The following is a 17,898-nucleotide window of genomic DNA, read 5'->3' as shown; positions in this document are numbered from 1 at the left end:
GGCTTTAACGGTCAACCAGAAATTATGGTTGAACTACGGTTACATATGGATCCCAGTTAATTTCTTTTATCAACTGTGAGCCTTTGTATACTTTTACCCAAAAGGTATAAGCTTCAATTTGTGATGTGCCAGGATTTGGGCGGCCAGGCAGGCGAGCCGTTGCTTGAACGTAAGGTTGGTAACCTGTAACGCGTTTTACAGGCACTTCACCGTCGTCGTTCATGCTGATGGCATCACTCTCGTACACGTAGACGTCCATGTCACCTTGAAATGCAGTCCAATCTTTTAGCAGGGTATTGTTATTCCAGTCGTGTTCCGCCGAAATGATCACCGCGTAGTTTTCAGTACTGCCCTCTGGCTGCACGACTTTTGGAAATGCTGACCATCTAAGTACATCGTCATTTTCTACACGTACACTTAATTCATAAGAGCCTTGTGAATTGCTTACTATAATGTCCGGTGACGCAAACATATTAACAGCAGTATATGCTGCAGCACCGTTTTCAATGCTTTCACAATCGACTACAACTTCAATGCGTTGAATTGCCATAGTTTTTCCTTAAAGGTAATTTCACGTGGTTTTACCAATACCCGCTACTCCTTGGGTCTTAGCAAAACGGATATACAACTACATTTATGTGTTTGAACAATACGAGATAAATTTTGGTTATCTATATGTAAAATTCGAGTTAATAATAACGGTGAATCTGACTTCTGCAAGGTTATATTTAAAAAATATTTGGGTGATTTTAGTTTTATAATTCTTCTTGTTGTCAACTTGTGGATTAAAAATGCAAAATAATTCCAATTAATGCATTAGTGTTTGTTGTTTTAGCGTTTTTTAGTAAGTACCTTAAAGGTATACCCCTATTTGAAACCGCTAAATTGTCTACGAATCAGAATGAATAAGTTTAGTTTGGGTTGGTTTTAGCTGGAGAGTAGTTCATATACCTACCGTATTTCTGTTTTGCCATCGTTGCACTTAATTACATAAAATTACAAAAAATATCAATAAAGGTACGATTCCTCACAGTGAGTTACTTTTAGCGCAAGTATGCTGCTTTAAATTCAATACAAAAGGAATTCAAATGAAAACATCTGTTCATTTAGTTGCACTCGGTATATCTGCATCGTTGTTATCTGGTTGTTTTTCCGGAAACCAAAAACCGAACATAGAAGTAGCCCAACCTGAGCTTACACAGATTGTCACCAGTCAAGCTGTGCTTACAGCGTCGGTAAAGGACAAAGATAATAACCTTACCGAGATCCGTTGGCAGCAAGTGAGTGGGCCTACTTCGGCCATTTTACATGTTGAAGGTAAACAGGATCAGCGTATCGAAGTAGATCTGCCAAACATTCCTGGTACCTATACCTTTAAAATAACAGCAGAAGACAAATTCAAAACGAAAGACGAAGCAACTTTTACCGTTAACGCCCAAAGTGTGGAACAGGTGATATTTCCAAAGCTAGACGAACTGCTAAAACAAAATTTTGAGTCGGCAAATGCAAGGACGATAAATATGTCCGCTTTGATTGATTTTAATATCCCCAATGTTGTTTGGCGCGGCGCTTTAGGTGAGACGCATCACGGGACAGGTATCCCAATGACAAGCGAGCAGCAATTCCGGATTGCCAGTATTTCCAAAACCCTGTCAGCAGCGGTTGTTTTCAAATTGATAGAGCAGGGGCGACTATCATTAGATACCACACTGGCGGAATTAATCACCAATGACGATATGCCAAGCGGATTTGTTGTGGATGACTTTTATGATGATGGACAACAAAAATACGGTGGTAAGTTAACGGTAAGGCAGCTTCTAGATCAAACATCTGGACTAGATGACTTTATTTCCTATCTCAGTGAACCTGATTCACCTGACAGTAGGGCAATGCTAGAAGCGCTATCCGGTGAAGACATGAATGTACCTGATATCTGGCATGCCGATTTGATCATTAAAGAATTCCTTGAGCGCGGTGTGACAAGGAATCGAACTCATAAACCGGGAGAGGTTTACAGCTACACCAATACTAATATTGATCTGCTTGCATGGGCTATTTCAAAGTACCTCAATAAGCCTTTTGAACAACTGTTGCATGAGATGGTGTTTGTCCCACTCAATATGTCTATGACTTACATGGATTTACATGAAGCGAAAGTGGGAGATGGCCCTGTTGATCATTATTTCTATATTCCGGTTGAGTCATGGATAGCGCCTATATTGTCGGGTAATCACAATATACTCGAGTTGAGGGTAAATACGTCATTTATCTGGGCTGGTGGAGGGATTGTGTCTACTTTGGATGATCTAAATCGTTTCTTTAAAGCGTTGAAAGAAAAAACCTTTATTACAGATCCTGTGCTCAACCAGGTACTTCAAAGTCACTGGATTGATGTGTCAGAAGATGAAGGTCATAAAAGTTACTATGGCCTAGCACTTGAAAAAGAAGTGTTCCCAACTTATTCGGTTGTTGGACATAATGGATTTTGGGGCTCAAGTGCGATGAATGTCGAACCGCTAAACATTCGAATAGTAAGCTGGATTGGTCAAGCCAACACAGAGGTGTTTTTTAACTTTGAGCAACAAGCTATTAAGTATATTCAAGACTTAGGCTTTAATGGTAAACAACCTCTGGTTCAATAAACTATGTGCGAGTTCACTATTCAAGGTGAACTCGCAAATTGTGACTTAATGCAGTTTCATTTTCGGTCTGACACTTCTCATCAACTTTTCACATAGCCACAAACCGATAGTCTTTACTGGCCCGTGAATTGCGCTTTGATGCATACGATAAAGTGAAACGTACATCAGTCGTGCGAGTTTTCCCTCGACGTACATCGAGTTTCCAGTGAGATTACCCATTAGGCTACCCACAGCGCTATATCGGGCTAAGTTCACTAATGAGCCATGATCTTGGTATTGAAAAGGCGTGAGCGATTTTCCATTCAGTTTTGCGACAAGATTAGCTGCAAGGTTACTTGCCATTTGATGTGCAGCTTGTGCTCTTGGTGGTACAAAACTACCATCTGGTTGTTGGCAAGCGCTTGCGTCACCCAATACGTAAATGTGTGCAGTTCCTTTAGCTTGGAGATATTCATCGACGAGAATTTGGTTGTTGCGAGTGAATTCGAAACAATCCATATTTTTAATAAAGTCAGCAACTTTAACGCCAGCCGCCCAAATCATTAAATCGGCACCGATTGTTTCGCCTTGTTTAGTGATGAATCCTGTTTTGGTTGCTTCACTCACTTGCGTGCCTTCAAGCACAGTCACACCGAGGTTTTTTAGTTCCTTGCGTGCTGCATCACTGATCCGTTTTGGTAACAGAGGTAAAATACTTGGGCCTGCTTCAATCAGCCTAATGCTCAGTTTGGTACTTTTGAACTCACTCATCCCATAATGTTTCAGTAACTGAGAAACGTGAATAAGCTCGGCACTCAGTTCTACCCCCGTAGCTCCGCCGCCGACTATGGCAATGGACAAATGGTTCGACGATTCAGGCTCTTCGCTGGCCATTTGGTGAACTCGGGTAAATCGGTCAAGAAGGGCGTGTTGAAAGCGTTCGGCTTGGGTTTGTGAATCTAGGAAGTAGCAATATTGGCTCACACCAGGGGTATTAAAATCGTTGCTGACACTACCCACCGCTATCACTAATTCATCGTATCGAATATGCCGCTCGGGTATGAGTAACTGACCATTTTCATCGAGAAGTTGTTTTAAAGTAATGGTTTGAGATTCTGAGTTGAGTGCATTAAATTCACCCAAAATAAATTGAAAGCCATGTTTTGCCGCATGGGCTGAATAGGATACCCCATCAAGACTGGTGTCGAGAGAGCCTGTCGCAACTTCGTGAAGTAGCGGTTTCCAAATGTGCGTACGGTTTTTATCAATAAGTGTTATGGTTGCTCGTTGGGACTTTCCTAATTTATGTCCTAATTTCGTGGCGAGTTCTAAGCCGCCAGCACCACCGCCGATGATGACAATATTAGGATGCGTGTTGATCATGATTGTGCCCTTTTAAAAGTTATAAAGAGCTGAACACTTTGAAGACTCTGCGTTTCGACACAGTAGAGATATTCAGGTCATTATAACCTGGCACAAGCTAACACTAGCATAACGCTAAAGCTTAGGAAGCTAAAGCGATAAACTATTTCAAAATGTGTCATCAGGGGCATTAAAAGGAAACACTTTTAAAGTATTTTTGTCGTGATTTTTAGTATTAAAGTCTGGTTAAATGTTAATACTGTTAGCACCGTAAACTATTGTTAATGAAGCGCGTTATTTTGTTGAGTTCTTGATTGTTGAATAATAGGATAATAGGTTCTAATATAAGGAAATTATATGAAAACAAAACTAGCCCTATTAACTTCTTTAATCCTATCTACACCATTCTCTGCGTTTGCAAATGATTTCGTATCAATTACAGATAGCCGATTTGGCGCGGTCGCTAATGATGGAAGAGATGATAGCCAAGCGATTCAAAACGCAATTAATTATGCAATAGCAAATAAGAAAAGTGTCTATATTCCATCCGGTACTTTCAACGTATTTCAAGCTGTAGATGTTGCAAAAGCATATGGCCCGCATAATGCCAAAGTTAAAATATATGGTGAGCAAAAAGATATTTCTATCTTAGAAACGAATAGTTCTAACTCAATTTTAAAAGTGGCACATGGTATTGAAGTTGAAAATTTAACATTTAGACAATCATCAAGCAGTCGCCAAGGTAAAGCGATTGAAATTGAGTTTGCGAGCTATCGTTCGAACTTTAAGAAACTGGATATCATAGGATTTGATAAAGGTATCTATGGTAAATGGATGATTTGGGACCGATTCCAAGATCTTTTCATTTATGATGTTAACGTAGGTATTGAGTTTCACAGTAATGGAGAAAATCCTGCTTATTGGAATACGGAACCAAATGGTTGGTTTAATAACGTAAACGTCATTGATAATGTCTATGTTCAAAATGCTGATATCGGTATGAAATTAGCTGCGATGGGCACAAACATCGTAAATTCGACTGTTCAAGGCTCCAATGTTGGTGTTGAGATATTCGGTCCTAAATCGACAGATTCTACATGGAACAACTCAATAAGTAATTTCTATGCCGAAGGTGTCAAAACAGTATTCAAAGTTCGAAATTCACGCTCTCTTGATATCAACAGCGTTTTTGTTCAAGGTGGAAGCAGCTCAAATCGTAACATCGCTGTCATTGATGCTGAAAATGCGCAAATGATTAAAGTGAGTGGAATGACGGGTCAAGATTGGTGGCAGAATTCAGTAATTTTGAAAAACAGTAATGTTGAAGGCAACATCGTAGCAATTGGCGGCCAACCTAGCCTTGACGAAAATTCAACATTTCAAGATACACCATCTAAGCTAACCGCAGATGTTTCTTTACCGGCAAACAAATCTTGGGTTGCGTTACCAGAATCATTCAGAATCGGTTCCAATTCCACATACAGATTGACGGTTTCAGGCCTGCGAGATGGATATGAACCTGTTCTATCTGAATTTACAATTTTTAACTGGACTGCTGCTCCATATCAGATTATCCGTAAAGAAAATGACGCTTCAAGCCGTATCGCGGTAAAAGCTGAAGGCGGAAGATTATATCTTATGTTAGATTTTTATGGTGGTAATGGACTCGGTGGTGGTAAAGCTACTCTGGAAAAAGTTCACTAATCAAAATGTAAAAGGCAACCAAATGGTTGCCTTTTAAGTTAGAGTGAGCGCCTATTGTATCATCATAAATTAATACATATTGAAACGACTGGAGAAATACTACCCGCATTGCGAATCCGCATTTAGAGCTGTGTTTTCAATCTTTATCCAACTGTTTTAATGTATGTGCAATGAGTGGATCATCAGGGACGAGCTGTTGTGCCACTTCAAGGAGTTGAATCGCATCCTGTGGATGTTCTTCTTGATGTTTTATGGCGATATCAATCAAAGGTTGAATGTCGATCTGCGCTTGGTGCTCTTGTACGTGTTCAACTTTTTCTTCAAGTAAGATGTTGTGCGCTTTACTGAGCAATTCGAGTCGATGCAGAGATTTTGCATTCGCCTTGTTGAGGCGTTTGTAATAGTCTTCTTTGAAACGTAACGTTTTGGTTTGCTGTCTAAATTGAGCAATATCGATGTGTTCTGAACGCATAAAATCGACAGCGATTTGTTTGTAAAAACCAAATTTGTTCATGTACGTTGCATGCGTGCCATGACCCATTCCAAACACCCTTAAATGCGTCAATCCGGTGTAACGTTTCGCGTGCCCTCTGTCTATTGGGTTTGTTGGATCATAAATAATGTATCCTTGCGCTTTCCCTAAATCTAGGTCGTGATAATCACCTTCCCAGTCAAATTGCTGTGCAATGTCAGTACTAGAACGAGTATCCCAATGCGCTTTAGCTTTATTTTTTGTGCTGACAGGATGAAAAAGTAACACGGTATCGAGTTGTAGTAAGTTTGCAAATGCACCAATACCGAATCCTCCGCGGCTTAGTCCATAACCAAGTCGTCGATTAAATGGCTCAAGCAGTGTCGCGAGTTGTTCCAAGAAGAAGATTAAATTGCGGCTTCGAAACCAATTACTTCGTCCCAAATGCTGAAAGGCAATAATATTTACCCCTTGCTTCTTGGCCAAGCGATAACCCCATGGCGAAAAATCCGCATGAAAGTCATGTTCTTGATAATTTGTACCTGCGGGAGAGAAGGTAAAGAGAAGCGGTTTGTTGAGGTCAACGAAGTGGTATTTGACAAAAACATCATCGAGTAAATCGTCACCGGTGAAAGGTAACTGTGCTTGTTGTTCATTCGTGGAAAGGGTTAGCCAGTCATCAAGCCAATACAGTAACTTCATTCATCCTCCATTTACGCAAGTGAGACATTGTAGCAAATTTGAGAGGGTGATGAAAGTTGTACAAAATTCACTCGAGTTATTTGTGAGTAAATTGAGTTCTAAATCATCAGGATTACAGAGGTAAATCCTGATGATATCTTACGTACAATAACGACCCTGCTAGCGATCAAACTGTTTGTAATATCGACGTTTTAAGAACTTTATGCTTATTGCGCCAATAACACTTGGCAAAATCCAACTCATTAGTTGCAACGAAGCAACATTTGCAAAAAGCGCACGTCCACCAAAGGCGAAAAACGCAGTATAACAAGCGATCCCAGAGCCAATCATGCTACTTAGATGTTCTATAACCCATTCTTTCGTCGACAGTGTTGTTTTGAAACTGTAGAAGAGAAAATTGCAAGCTAATAGCGCGCCCAGCGAACCAAAAATAATGAGCAATACTCGATTTAACGTCCAACCATAGTAGGCCAGACATGGGCCTGCAATGAACAAAGCGGCCATCAGCATGAGATGACTTGCCTGTCTTAGCTGCGTACGTTGTTGCTTCGCCTGTAACACCAGTGTGGCGTGACGTACCGTCGTGACGGTTAACAAACTTAAGTACAGCAGAAAAAGACGTGTCGCTTGCAACTGGAGTAATTCCGCGGCATTAAGAACGCGTCCAGCCAACGCTTCGGGGTAGCACAAACCCAGTAATGACATCATCGTACCAACACCCGCCGCGACATACATTACGTATACATAGGCCCGGCCGGATTGATTATGCTGGCGGCTGCCTTTTTTAAAATAGGCAGGTAACCAAAATAAGATAAGGGCAGAAGCGCCGGCCAAAATATGTAAATAAAGTAACGTTTGGTAAATTGTGTTCATCGCTTACTCCTTTTTGAAGACTGAAATCATCTTAGTCAGAAGTGTCACTTACGATGAGTGCCAAAAGTCATGATTTTTACGACAGCATAGCTCGAAGGAGGATTAATTTGTTAACTAAATATTCATTTACATATTACAAAAGGTTAAATAGTATTTAGATTGATTCTAAAAAAGGAGATAGTTATGAATCTAAAACTGAAAAAGAAGAATATGAAAATGCTGTCAAACGACAAAAACGCCTTACCCCTAAATCAAACGGCGTTGGTCGCAGGTGCGTTACTCACTATTGATATCCGTACGACGCGCACAGAAGGTTTTGCAACAAAGACAACGTTAGTTGGCGAATTGGCTGACGTAGGTCCGAGTGTTGGCCCTACCACAGGGGTTTAAAACTCAGTGAACTCGACTAGCGCGAAGAATATCGCGCTAGACTTAGCGCTACGTTTTACTGTGGCACTGTTTTAGTTCCTCAATTAAGGCTTGTGCAAGACTGGATGTGCTGTTTGTTTTTGATGTGATCAACATAACCGGGATTTGATAGGAATATTGCTCTGGTAGAATCGCTTTAAACACTCCTTTATCCACCCAGTAAGCAGCATAGTGTTCTGGCAAATAACCAATAAATGCACCAGATAAAATTAGATGGGCAATCCCTTCATCGTGGTAGGCAATCGCGCTGTTTTGATAGTTTAATCCATCGTTACGCGTTTCTTTGTCACGCATGTAATTACTTGTGACGACTTCCGCGTCGAGTAATAGCTTATGTAATGAAGTGGGCTCGCAGTTAAAAAGCGGGTGTCCCTGAGCACAATACAGATAATTGGTTTCATTGTGGAGCGGATAATAATCAAGACCACGTATTTGGTGTCGGCTAACGCCAAGTCCGACTAGCGAACGACCATTTACTACCGATGTTTCCACTTCTCGCGCTTCACATACGTTGATATCGAATTGGAGATTTTTGCCTTTTCGTTTAAGAATCGAAATAGCTTTTGCTACGCCGCAGCGAGGATCGCTGACCATGGTATCAATAATGGCAATGGTCGCTCGTCCAGAGAGTTCATGTTTAGAACTTGCCACGGTTGACGCAAACGCTTCGCATTGCTGCAAAAGCTCAAGTGATGCTTGATACGTTACGCGACCAGCTTCGGTTAATTCAAATCCACTACGGCCACGTTTACACAATTTAAGCCCCAAGCGAACTTCTAAGTCCGACAAATGTGAACTGATGGTTGAACGTCCGATATTAAGGCGGGACTCTGCGGCCGATAATCCACCACTTTCAACAATCGCGACAAATATGCGTAACAAACGTAAATCAACGTCATGGACTTGCATAAAGCTAACTCTTTTTAGTTCGATATAATCGGAATGAATTACGATTATTATGCATTTATAAAACTTCATGAGCAAGCTAGCATAAGGACAATATAAGCGTTACGACGCATAAAGAATCAGCAAGTTAGGAGAAGAATATGACGTTTAAATACGGTGTAGACAGATTAAATCTGGATATCGTAAACGGGATTGCCAACGGCACGATTAAGGCCGAACTGTGTCAAGAAGCGCTAGATAAAATTAATAAAAGCCGCCGCAATGTCGATATTATGGCGAGTTCTGACAAAGCGATTTACGGTATCAACACAGGCTTCGGTCCACTTTGCGATACACAAATCTCTCCTGAAGAAACGCATTTACTGCAAAAAAACCTACTCATCACACACGCGGTTGGTGTGGGTGAACCCATTGCAAAACCAATTTCTAAGCTAATGCTGATCACTAAAGTGCACGCGTTAAGCCAAGGTTTTTCGGGTATCCGCTTGGAAGTGGTGGAACGCATGTTGGCGTTTATTGAATTAGACCTTATTCCGGTTGTACCTGAGCAAGGTTCTGTTGGTGCATCTGGTGATTTGGCGCCTTTATCACACTTGTTCTTACCCTTAATTGGTGAAGGCGAATTTTGGCAAGGCGATCAAATCGTGTCTGCAGCGCAAGCGTTAGAAAAACATGGCTTTGCACCACTTGAATTACACGCGAAAGAAGGTCTAGCCCTTATCAATGGGACGCAGTTTATTCTTTCACACGGTATCACTGCATTAACAAGAATGCGCTACTTGCTTGATTTAGCTGATCTTGCTGGTGCAATGAGCATTGAAGGGATGCAAGGTAGCCAATCGCCATTTAGACCAGAATTACATGAAATTCGCGCGTTTGCAGGCAATATTGAAGTGGCAACACGTATGCGTCGTTTCTTTAAAGATTCAGAGAATATGGCGGCACATACGGATTGTGATCGCGTCCAGGATCCTTATTCATTGCGTTGTATTCCACAAGTACATGGTGCATCACGTAACGCATACAACCATCTTAAAGACATGGTTGAAATTGAAATGAACTCAGTAACAGATAACCCAATCGTTATTAGTGCACAAGAGGCGATTTCAGGTGGAGGTTTCCACGGCCAACCTTTGGCAATGGTACTGGATTACGCTTCTATTGCCGCCGCTGAACTGGGTAATATCTCTGATCGACGTTGCTATTTATTGTTAGAAGGATTGCACGGTTTGCCGCGTTTACTCACGACGTCGGGTGGCTTGAACTCAGGAATGATGATCCCGCAATATACAACGGCTGCATTAGTAACTGAGAATAAATCGTTATGTTTCCCGCCTTCCGCGGACAGTGTGCCAACATCAATGGGGCAAGAAGATCACGTTTCAATGGGCAGTATCTCCGGTCGTAAATTGAACCAAATTCTTGGTAATCTTGAAAAGATTTTTGCAATCGAACTAATGTATGCAGCGCAAGCTATTGAGTTCCGCCGTCCAAACAAATGTTCTGATTTAATTGAAGAAAACTTCGATATTATCCGAGCGAAAGTGGCGAAGCTCGAAGAAGATAGATTACTCAAACCGGATATTGATGCGATGATCAAATTGGTGAAATCACAGGCGTTCAACGTACAAACTGGGAGCTTATAACGATGGAAGCAAGCATGACATTTCAAGAACAAATTAAGCAAGGTATTCCGACAGAGCTGCCAGCTGTAAAACCCTATCCAGAAGACGCAAACCGTGCGCCAAAACGCAAAGACATTCTGTCAACGGAAGAAAAGCAATTGGCTATTCGCAACGCGCTCCGTTACTTCCCTAAAGAGTGGCACAGTGAACTGGCACCAGAATTTGCCAAAGAATTAAACGGTTTTGGCCGTATCTACATGTATCGCTTCAAGCCAAACTATGCGCTGAAAGCACGAGCAATTTCTGATTATCCTGCAAAGTGTGAGCAAGCAGCTGCGATCATGTTGATGATTGACAACAACTTGGATCCAGCCGTTGCACAGCATCCTGAAGAGCTTATTACGTACGGTGGTAATGGTGCAGTTTTCCAAAACTGGGCGCAATATCGTCTGGCGATGAAATACTTAAGTGAAATGGAAAGTGACCAAACGCTTCATATGTATTCAGGCCACCCAATGGGCTTGTTCCCATCGTCAGAAGACGCCCCTCGTGTTGTCGTAACGAATGGTATGATGATCCCGAATTACTCAAAACCAGATGACTGGGAGCGCTTTAACGCTCTGGGCGTTACCCAATACGGGCAAATGACGGCAGGCTCGTTTATGTATATCGGTCCACAGGGTATCGTTCATGGCACGACAATTACCGTCATGAATGCGTTCCGTAAAGTGTTGAATAAAAGCGAAAGCCCGAAAGGAAAGATCTTCCTAACGGCCGGTTTGGGTGGTATGAGCGGTGCGCAGCCAAAAGCGGGTAACATCGCAAACTGTATTACGGTTTGCGCGGAAGTAAATCCGAAAGCCGCGACAAAACGTCATCAGCAGGGTTGGGTTGATGAACTCATCGACAATATGGACACGTTGATTTCTCGAGTTCGTGAAGCACAGGTAAATGAAGAAGTCGTATCGATTGCTTTCATTGGAAACGTAGTCGATGTGTGGGAAGCGTTTTACGAGCACAACATTTTTGTTCACTTGGGGTCGGATCAAACCTCTTTGCATAACCCTTGGTCAGGCGGTTATTACCCAGTTGGAATAAGTTACGAAGAGTCGAACCGTTTAATTCGTGAAGAGCCAGACGTTTTCAAAGCGAAAGTTCAGGCGACCTTGAAACGTCATGCAGATGCGGTAAACAAACATACCGCGAAAGGCACGTATTTCTTTGACTATGGTAATGCGTTTTTACTTGAAGCGTCGCGCGCAGGTGGCGATGTCATGGCTGATAACGGGATAGATTTTAAATATCCGTCGTACGTACAAGATATTTTAGGCCCAATGTGCTTTGACTATGGTTTTGGTCCATTCCGTTGGGTGTGTACGTCTGGTAATTCAGAAGATTTAGACAAGACAGATGCTATTGCTGCACGTGTGTTGAATAAAATTATGGAAGAATCGCCAGAAGAAATTCAGCAGCAAATGCAAGATAACATTACTTGGATTAACGACGCGAAACAAAACAAGTTAGTTGTAGGTTCTCAGGCGCGTATTCTTTATGCGGACGCACAAGGTCGCATGGAAATAGCTAAAGCATTCAACGATGCAATTAATCGAGGCGAAATTGGCCCAGTTGTACTTGGGCGTGACCACCATGATGTCAGCGGCACAGATTCTCCTTTCCGTGAAACATCCAATATTTATGATGGAAGCCGTTTTACCGCTGATATGGCCATTCACAACGTGATCGGCGACAGTTTCCGTGGTGCGACTTGGGTCTCTATTCATAATGGTGGTGGTGTCGGTTGGGGCGAAGTTATCAATGGGGGATTCGGCATGCTGCTAGATGGTAGCGAAAGTGCAGAGCGACGCTTGACGTCAATGTTGTTATTCGATGTAAACAACGGTATTGCGCGCCGAAGCTGGGCACGTAACGAAGAAGCCAATTTTGCAATTAAACGTGAAATGGCTCGCACACCAAAGCTGAAAGTAACACTGGCAAATACGGTTGACGACGACATTCTAAACGGCTTGTTCTAAGTCATTTCGATTGAATAAAAGCGCTGTGAGTGAATATCCGCAGCGCTTTTTTTATGGTTGGGTTGGGTAAAGTAGAATCAATCGTCTAGGTTATTGTCCATCCATTTTTTACACGCTAACCAACCTGACTTATCTGTAAGGTCATCTAGGTTAGGGTATTTCTCACGGAGTTTTTCAAGTACTTGGGTTTGAGTGCGATCAGACACGTTTACACGAGCACCATTGTGGTACTTAATGTGGTCGTTGTGGTGGATATGCCAAGCATTAGCATCACCCACAAATGAGTTTTTACCATTTGCCATAATTTAATCCTTTTATTTAATAACCGTGGAGCCGCGACAAATGCGACTAGGACAGCTTAGAGAATGTAACGTCTTAATAGTCGGGCAATAGTCTTATATTGTGAGGGAAAACCGTGAAATGTGCGGTAGGGCTTAGTGGAGCACTTGTTCTGGCAAACTTGGTACAGAAGCGTTTGCAGAACAAGCGAGAGCGAAGATGAATCTATTCACTAGGGAGTTTCATCGGGCGGGCGTCGAATCACCACTTCGGGATCGCACATAAAGCTTTGCTGCAATTCTGTGTCGTAAATCCAAAGTTCAAAATAAGTTTGCCCGCTTAGTGGTCCATCGTCCAAACCGACGATTATTTCGTCCGGTTTCATGCTCACGATGTGCGTAAATTGTGGAGTGTCCGCAGCTATCCAGCGAAATTGATACCGAGCCTTTAATGATTTATTCAATGAAAACACAACGACTCGGTTGGTTTCCGTCTCTTCGAAAGAATGTTGTTCGGGTGTATAACGATAGCGATAGTTATCCCCAAACTCAGCGGGTTTAGTATCGAGTGGCGCAGCTTGGTCCGGAGACCACAGCTCTAAACTAAACGTTTTAAGCGCCGAAGGTAATCGAGCATTTTGTCCGTGGTCTATGTTCTGCGCATTGGCTGTGAGGTTTACACCAAGCACTGCACTTATCAAAACGAAAAAGGGTATCAGGTGGAATTTTATTTTTCTCAAGGTGGGCTCCTTTCGCTATTTCATGTATTAATATTATTTTCTACCGAACGATACCTGTTTTGGCGAAATATTTCTAAAATAGAAATGCCCAATCAGACTGTTTAAGCCTCTTTGACTTCAAGATTGATATAAAACGGCAACAAAGGGATATTCGTGCACAAGAAACCTTTATCGACAACTCGTTTACTGACGTATATTGCGATGGTTCTCGTTATCGCCATGGTAATTGTACAAGTGATTTTATTTTGGTTGGAATCACGAGATGAGACCTCGAACGTGACCCTTCCTTTGGTAATAGAACACTCAGTTAAAGCTGTAAAATTGCAGGATACTGCGAGCGATGTGCCTCAAATTAGTGAAACTCCTACCCATGAGGAGTTCGAACCAAAATCATCCCCAAAAATGACTTCCGACGGGGAAGTGTACACGCAGTCTGCGCCTCATCCTTGGTTAGAGGTCAGACCGTCTATGGCGGATCTCGAACTGTGTCGCAGGCTTGAACGAGTACCAATTGTGTATGACGAGAAAACGGAGCGCTTCACCGATTTATATCACCTAGAAATTCAACTCGTTTACAGTCGTCGCTATACCATGCCGCTGTCTGAATTCGTGAATCAAAAATTCGAAAATAAGATTTATGAGACAGTCTCGAAGCACCTCGACAAAGTATACAGCCAATATATTGATTGGCTCGGTTATGAAAAACTCTATCAATCGGATATCAAAATCCTTATTGCCTATGATTTAGAAACCTATGAGGCATTACTGGACAAATATCATGCATCTACCCCATCAAATATACCTGGTGTGTACTTACCCTTGGAACATATCTCGCTAGTGCACTTACCACTAACGTACGAAGGGTATATCGATACGAACAGTTTGTTACGTACCACCATTCATGAATCTGTTCATGCTGTTAACTTTGTTCAATTTGGCTACATGCATCGCTGGGCACAAGAAGGATTAGCTCAGTATTTTGCGCATTTTTATGAAAGCGAAAATCCCGAATTGTTTTTAGATAAAGCAACGTGGGATGCGCGCAGTAATTATCTAGGTGCACCGCTGTTATTTGATGATGTCATTAATACAAATGAGATGTGGAGCGACAATCGGCATGCTTTATATGCGTCTGCATTTGCTTTCATACAATATCTAAGTACGTTGTCAAAAGCAGATAATCCCTTGTTAAGAATACTTAAATTCGAAAATAAACAACCTTGCTCGGTAGTAAACAAAACATGGACAAGCGGAGCGCTCGATTTTGATGGTATGTTTAATAATAATGTGCTGACTTGGTTTGAATACCTTGTGTTAGATCATGAAGCCCGTTTACTTGAAAAACAGAGTGAGAGGCCGACTAAATAACCTGTTCTAGAACTAGGCTGTTTGGATCACTCGCGATATTCGCATCAACTTAAACTAATTTCATTTGAATAAAATTCATTTACTGGTTAAAAATTGACTGCGCTGTCATTTGGTCCATTGCAGTTGCGTAAGTGGCATCGCGTTATTAACCAATAAAAGGAAATTTGAATGAAACCTTTCAACAAAGCGGTGATAAGCATCGGTGTTGCTGCGGCTTGCATGTTATCAAACGCCGCGATTGCACAGCCACACATCGACGGTGTAGAAGCCCAATCGTCGGCAAAATTTTATCGACTTAAATTAAACTGCCAACAAAATCCGTTGGCATTACAACAATACGCCGCTCGAGGTGTTTGGTTTAAAACACAATCTGAATTAGAAATTCGAGGCGAATGCCAAGGTCCCGTTACTTTTGAGTCTGACAACATTTCAATTGTTGGTGACTCATCAGTCGCAAGTAGCATTAAGTCCATTCAGGCAGATATGAGTGTGGTTACGGCTATCCACTCAGTTGTCAATTTAAAAAATCTTACGATTACGACGCCAAGCAATGTCCAAGCTGTTGTGGCGAAAGGCAACAGTACACTAGTGCTAGAAAACATCACTGCAAACAGTGAAAACAGTGACGGCGTGTTTTACCCATTTTTAATTACGGATAACAGCACAGCCTACGTGAGGAAACAGTCTCGAGCTAAATTTCGTGTGTCGGGTAGCTCAGTAATTGAGTTTCAAGCAGAAAACACGGAAATTACGTTAAATGTCTTGGATACCTCTTTTGCTCGCTCAACGTCTGGGAGCCAATTTAGTTCCGTTGAAGTCTCAGGTAATGGTTATTTTCTTGCCGACAATCAGTCTTCAGTTGCGTTACTTATGATTTGGAGTAAAGGTGCAGTGGATGTCGACAATCAAAGTTCAGTTGGCCATTTGATGATGGGAGGACAAACGTTGTTTGCAGCCTATCATGAATCTTCTATCACTGGACCTTACGAGATTTACGGCAACGTTGTGTTTGAATTGGAACATTCAACGGCGACAGGTTGGACCGCGTTAGATAAGCCTCATTCTATTTTTACCGGTAACGAGGCTGTCGTAAATGGCGTGCTGTATCCAAGCTGGAGCTGGTATGGACAAGACGGACTAGAATAAAACAGTCCATTACTAATGCTAATAACAGTGTCGTCATAACGACACTGTTGTTGCTGTGTGGACGCGACTATTTTGTCAACGGACTATTCGCCACGGGCTGTTCGTCCGCTGCTGTTGGATTCTCAGCGCTTTCATTGGTTTGTTCAACGTTATCCGTTTGAGGCAAACCTTCTTCCGTTTTAAGCGTTTCGTCTTGCTCGTCTATGCCATCTTCTAAGTCGTCTTCAATGCGTTCATTGTCTTCACCCACTACTAATAGCTGTTCATGGGCCGTTGTTTCTTCAATACGGGGATCCATGGTTGCTGCGAGTGGTGAATTGGTGACGTCGGACGTACCCATAACGTAATCGGTTGGCTCTGGTTTCTCTGCTTTTTGCTTTGAGTTAATGAAGCTCAAAATTATGAACATGAGAATGGTTAAAACAGTGATTGACGCATACAAGGCTTGGTGTCCAAATAAGGCCATAATCTTTGCGTTGGCCGCTGAGCCTAGTGCTGCGCCTGAGCCAAATGCAACAAGTAGTGCGGATGAAACACCGACACGGTCTTCATCTTCCACTCGTGAATTAGCTAAAGCGGAAGAGAGTGGATAGAGCGTAAACGCGAACAGACCAAATAGAAAGGTGAGGATATACGCTGAGAGCTGCGAAATAGGCAGAAGAAACATCAATAAGCTTATCACCCCAATGGCCACAGCATTGCTGCGAATTAGAACGCTACGACGGATTTTATCCGACACAATCCCCATAGGCCATTGTGCTAACAAACCCGCAAAAATGGTGACTGACATAAACATAGCAATTTCAGTGGCATTAAAACCCGATAAATTCGCAAACGTGGGCGCAAGTCCGTAAAAGCTGCCGTTAATGATCCCAGCGAAATGAACTGCGGTGAGTGATTGTGGCACTTTCTTCAAATAACCGAACAGGCTCACCTGAAGGGGTTTCAAGGGTTTGGGGTGAATACGTCGCGTAATAGAAATCGGAATAATACCGACTGACAATGCCATACAAACCAAGAAAAGCGGTGCGTAGCCGAGTTCAGGGAACTGCGACAAGGCATATTGACCCATAACCATTCCGAGATAGGAGGTGATCATATAAAAAGAGAAAACGCGGCCGCGGGATTCTGGGGCGGCTTGTTCATTTAGCCAACTTTCCAAGACCATGTAGTTACACATCATCCCAAGGCCGACAATAAAGCGCAAAGCAAGCCAGAGATAAATGTTGTCACTTATCCCATGAGCAGCGACACAGGCGGTTACCGCCGCAGTGCTGGCTGCAAAAGTACGAATATGGCCAACGGATTTGATGAGCGTGTAGCCTAGTTTAGAACCAAAAAGTAGGCCTAGGTAATAGCAGGAGGTCAATAAACCTATCCAGAAAGTCGAAACGCCGTGTTGACCAAGGTAAAGGGCAAGATAGGTGGTCAGTAAGCCTGTGCCACCGATCAGAAAAAGATTTGTAAAATACAGTGAGGGAAATGATTTCATTTTTATACAAAATAGCGGCAAATACAGTCACATACTAGTGTAACTAGGTGGGATTTCCAAGTCAGGACAGCAGAATTCGACCATCATTCCTGCAATACGCTGCTTGAAATCAATTTTGTGGTACAAAATCTCGTTTGGATGATTTTA

At 42.3% G+C, this 17,898-nt stretch carries 15 protein-coding genes; 7 read left to right on the top strand and 8 right to left on the bottom strand.

Annotated features, from left to right (window positions below; translation table 11 throughout):
- Positions 1 to 22: 22 nt before the first annotated feature.
- Positions 23 to 550 (bottom strand): AidA/PixA family protein, encoded by a 528-nt coding sequence (locus NI389_RS05360; protein WP_308361889.1) that lies wholly within the window; start codon positions 548 to 550, stop codon positions 23 to 25.
- 538 nt (positions 551 to 1,088) lie between these two features.
- Between NI389_RS05360 and NI389_RS05355 the strand changes: the two genes are divergently transcribed.
- Positions 1,089 to 2,642 carry a serine hydrolase domain-containing protein gene (locus NI389_RS05355; protein ID WP_308361888.1) on the top strand — a complete coding sequence of 518 codons (1,554 nt, stop codon included), beginning with the start codon at positions 1,089 to 1,091 and terminating at the stop codon, positions 2,640 to 2,642.
- 45 nt (positions 2,643 to 2,687) lie between these two features.
- Here the strand turns inward: NI389_RS05355 and NI389_RS05350 are convergent, their stop codons facing one another.
- Positions 2,688 to 4,004 (bottom strand): NAD(P)/FAD-dependent oxidoreductase, encoded by a 1,317-nt coding sequence (locus tag NI389_RS05350; RefSeq protein ID WP_308361887.1) that lies wholly within the window; start codon positions 4,002 to 4,004, stop codon positions 2,688 to 2,690.
- Positions 4,005 to 4,340: 336 nt separating this feature from the next.
- Here NI389_RS05350 and NI389_RS05345 point away from each other — a divergent pair, with 336 nt between their 5' ends.
- Positions 4,341 to 5,687, top strand: a complete 1,347-nt coding sequence (locus tag NI389_RS05345; protein WP_308361886.1) for a glycosyl hydrolase family 28-related protein — start codon at positions 4,341 to 4,343, stop codon at positions 5,685 to 5,687.
- 136 nt (positions 5,688 to 5,823) lie between these two features.
- On the opposite strand, the gene NI389_RS05340 is transcribed toward NI389_RS05345, so the two are convergent.
- On the bottom strand, positions 5,824 to 6,861 hold the full coding sequence (locus NI389_RS05340; RefSeq protein ID WP_308361885.1) for a cytosolic protein: 1,038 nt from the start codon (positions 6,859 to 6,861) through the stop codon (positions 5,824 to 5,826).
- A 159-nt stretch (positions 6,862 to 7,020) separates the two neighbouring features.
- Complete coding sequence (locus NI389_RS05335) at positions 7,021 to 7,734, bottom strand: hypothetical protein (RefSeq protein ID WP_308361884.1); 714 nt, start codon at positions 7,732 to 7,734, stop codon at positions 7,021 to 7,023.
- A gap of 183 nt (positions 7,735 to 7,917) precedes the next feature.
- Here NI389_RS05335 and NI389_RS05330 point away from each other — a divergent pair, with 183 nt between their 5' ends.
- The gene (locus tag NI389_RS05330; RefSeq protein ID WP_308361883.1) at positions 7,918 to 8,124 is read left to right on the top strand and encodes a hypothetical protein; all 207 of its coding nucleotides are present in this window, start codon (positions 7,918 to 7,920) and stop codon (positions 8,122 to 8,124) included.
- Positions 8,125 to 8,172: 48 nt separating this feature from the next.
- Here the strand turns inward: NI389_RS05330 and NI389_RS05325 are convergent, their stop codons facing one another.
- Positions 8,173 to 9,072 (bottom strand): LysR family transcriptional regulator, encoded by a 900-nt coding sequence (locus tag NI389_RS05325; protein ID WP_308361882.1) that lies wholly within the window; start codon positions 9,070 to 9,072, stop codon positions 8,173 to 8,175.
- Between the two features lie 137 nt (positions 9,073 to 9,209).
- Between NI389_RS05325 and hutH the strand changes: the two genes are divergently transcribed.
- Positions 9,210 to 10,715, top strand: coding sequence for a histidine ammonia-lyase (hutH, locus tag NI389_RS05320; RefSeq protein ID WP_308361919.1), 1,506 nt, complete (start codon positions 9,210 to 9,212; stop codon positions 10,713 to 10,715).
- A gap of 14 nt (positions 10,716 to 10,729) precedes the next feature.
- Positions 10,730 to 12,727: a urocanate hydratase gene (locus tag NI389_RS05315; RefSeq protein WP_308361880.1), complete on the top strand. Its 1,998-nt coding sequence runs from the start codon at positions 10,730 to 10,732 to the stop codon at positions 12,725 to 12,727.
- Between the two features lie 77 nt (positions 12,728 to 12,804).
- On the opposite strand, the gene NI389_RS05310 is transcribed toward NI389_RS05315, so the two are convergent.
- Both NI389_RS05310 and NI389_RS05305 read right to left on the bottom strand, forming a co-directional pair.
- The gene (locus NI389_RS05310) at positions 12,805 to 13,029 is read right to left on the bottom strand and encodes a hypothetical protein (protein WP_308361879.1); all 225 of its coding nucleotides are present in this window, start codon (positions 13,027 to 13,029) and stop codon (positions 12,805 to 12,807) included.
- A gap of 209 nt (positions 13,030 to 13,238) precedes the next feature.
- The gene (locus NI389_RS05305; RefSeq protein WP_308361878.1) at positions 13,239 to 13,745 is read right to left on the bottom strand and encodes a hypothetical protein; all 507 of its coding nucleotides are present in this window, start codon (positions 13,743 to 13,745) and stop codon (positions 13,239 to 13,241) included.
- A gap of 153 nt (positions 13,746 to 13,898) precedes the next feature.
- Here NI389_RS05305 and NI389_RS05300 point away from each other — a divergent pair, with 153 nt between their 5' ends.
- A complete protein-coding gene (locus tag NI389_RS05300) occupies positions 13,899 to 15,113 on the top strand; it encodes a hypothetical protein (RefSeq protein ID WP_308361877.1) in 1,215 nt (404 codons plus the stop codon).
- Positions 15,114 to 15,281: 168 nt separating this feature from the next.
- Complete coding sequence (locus NI389_RS05295; protein ID WP_308361876.1) at positions 15,282 to 16,259, top strand: YbbR-like domain-containing protein; 978 nt, start codon at positions 15,282 to 15,284, stop codon at positions 16,257 to 16,259.
- A gap of 67 nt (positions 16,260 to 16,326) precedes the next feature.
- On the opposite strand, the gene NI389_RS05290 is transcribed toward NI389_RS05295, so the two are convergent.
- Entirely contained in the window at positions 16,327 to 17,751 is a 1,425-nt protein-coding gene (locus NI389_RS05290) for an MFS transporter (RefSeq protein WP_308361875.1), read from the bottom strand.
- Between the last annotated feature and the right edge of the window lie 147 nt (positions 17,752 to 17,898).

Origin of the sequence: Pseudoalteromonas xiamenensis, assembly GCF_030994125.1 — a bacterium.
In the GTDB taxonomy this organism is placed as follows: domain Bacteria; phylum Pseudomonadota; class Gammaproteobacteria; order Enterobacterales; family Alteromonadaceae; genus Pseudoalteromonas; species Pseudoalteromonas xiamenensis_B.
This window is presented reverse-complemented; position numbering and strand designations above follow the sequence as displayed.

Bases quoted from the DNA above. Each gene is read 5' to 3' on its own strand.
- NI389_RS05315 (WP_308361880.1), top strand. From the start codon at position 10,730: ATGACATTTCAAGAACAAATTAAGCAAGGTATTCCGACAGAGCTGCCA.
- NI389_RS05340 (WP_308361885.1), bottom strand. From the start codon at position 6,861: ATGAAGTTACTGTATTGGCTTGATGACTGGCTAACCCTTTCCACGAAT.
- hutH (WP_308361919.1), top strand. From the start codon at position 9,210: ATGACGTTTAAATACGGTGTAGACAGATTAAATCTGGATATCGTAAAC.
- NI389_RS05325 (WP_308361882.1), bottom strand. From the start codon at position 9,072: ATGCAAGTCCATGACGTTGATTTACGTTTGTTACGCATATTTGTCGCG.
- NI389_RS05360 (WP_308361889.1), bottom strand. From the start codon at position 550: ATGGCAATTCAACGCATTGAAGTTGTAGTCGATTGTGAAAGCATTGAA.
- NI389_RS05335 (WP_308361884.1), bottom strand. From the start codon at position 7,734: ATGAACACAATTTACCAAACGTTACTTTATTTACATATTTTGGCCGGC.
- NI389_RS05330 (WP_308361883.1), top strand. From the start codon at position 7,918: ATGAATCTAAAACTGAAAAAGAAGAATATGAAAATGCTGTCAAACGAC.
- NI389_RS05355 (WP_308361888.1), top strand. From the start codon at position 1,089: ATGAAAACATCTGTTCATTTAGTTGCACTCGGTATATCTGCATCGTTG.
- NI389_RS05345 (WP_308361886.1), top strand. From the start codon at position 4,341: ATGAAAACAAAACTAGCCCTATTAACTTCTTTAATCCTATCTACACCA.
- NI389_RS05350 (WP_308361887.1), bottom strand. From the start codon at position 4,004: ATGATCAACACGCATCCTAATATTGTCATCATCGGCGGTGGTGCTGGC.
- NI389_RS05310 (WP_308361879.1), bottom strand. From the start codon at position 13,029: ATGGCAAATGGTAAAAACTCATTTGTGGGTGATGCTAATGCTTGGCAT.
- NI389_RS05290 (WP_308361875.1), bottom strand. From the start codon at position 17,751: ATGAAATCATTTCCCTCACTGTATTTTACAAATCTTTTTCTGATCGGT.
- NI389_RS05295 (WP_308361876.1), top strand. From the start codon at position 15,282: ATGAAACCTTTCAACAAAGCGGTGATAAGCATCGGTGTTGCTGCGGCT.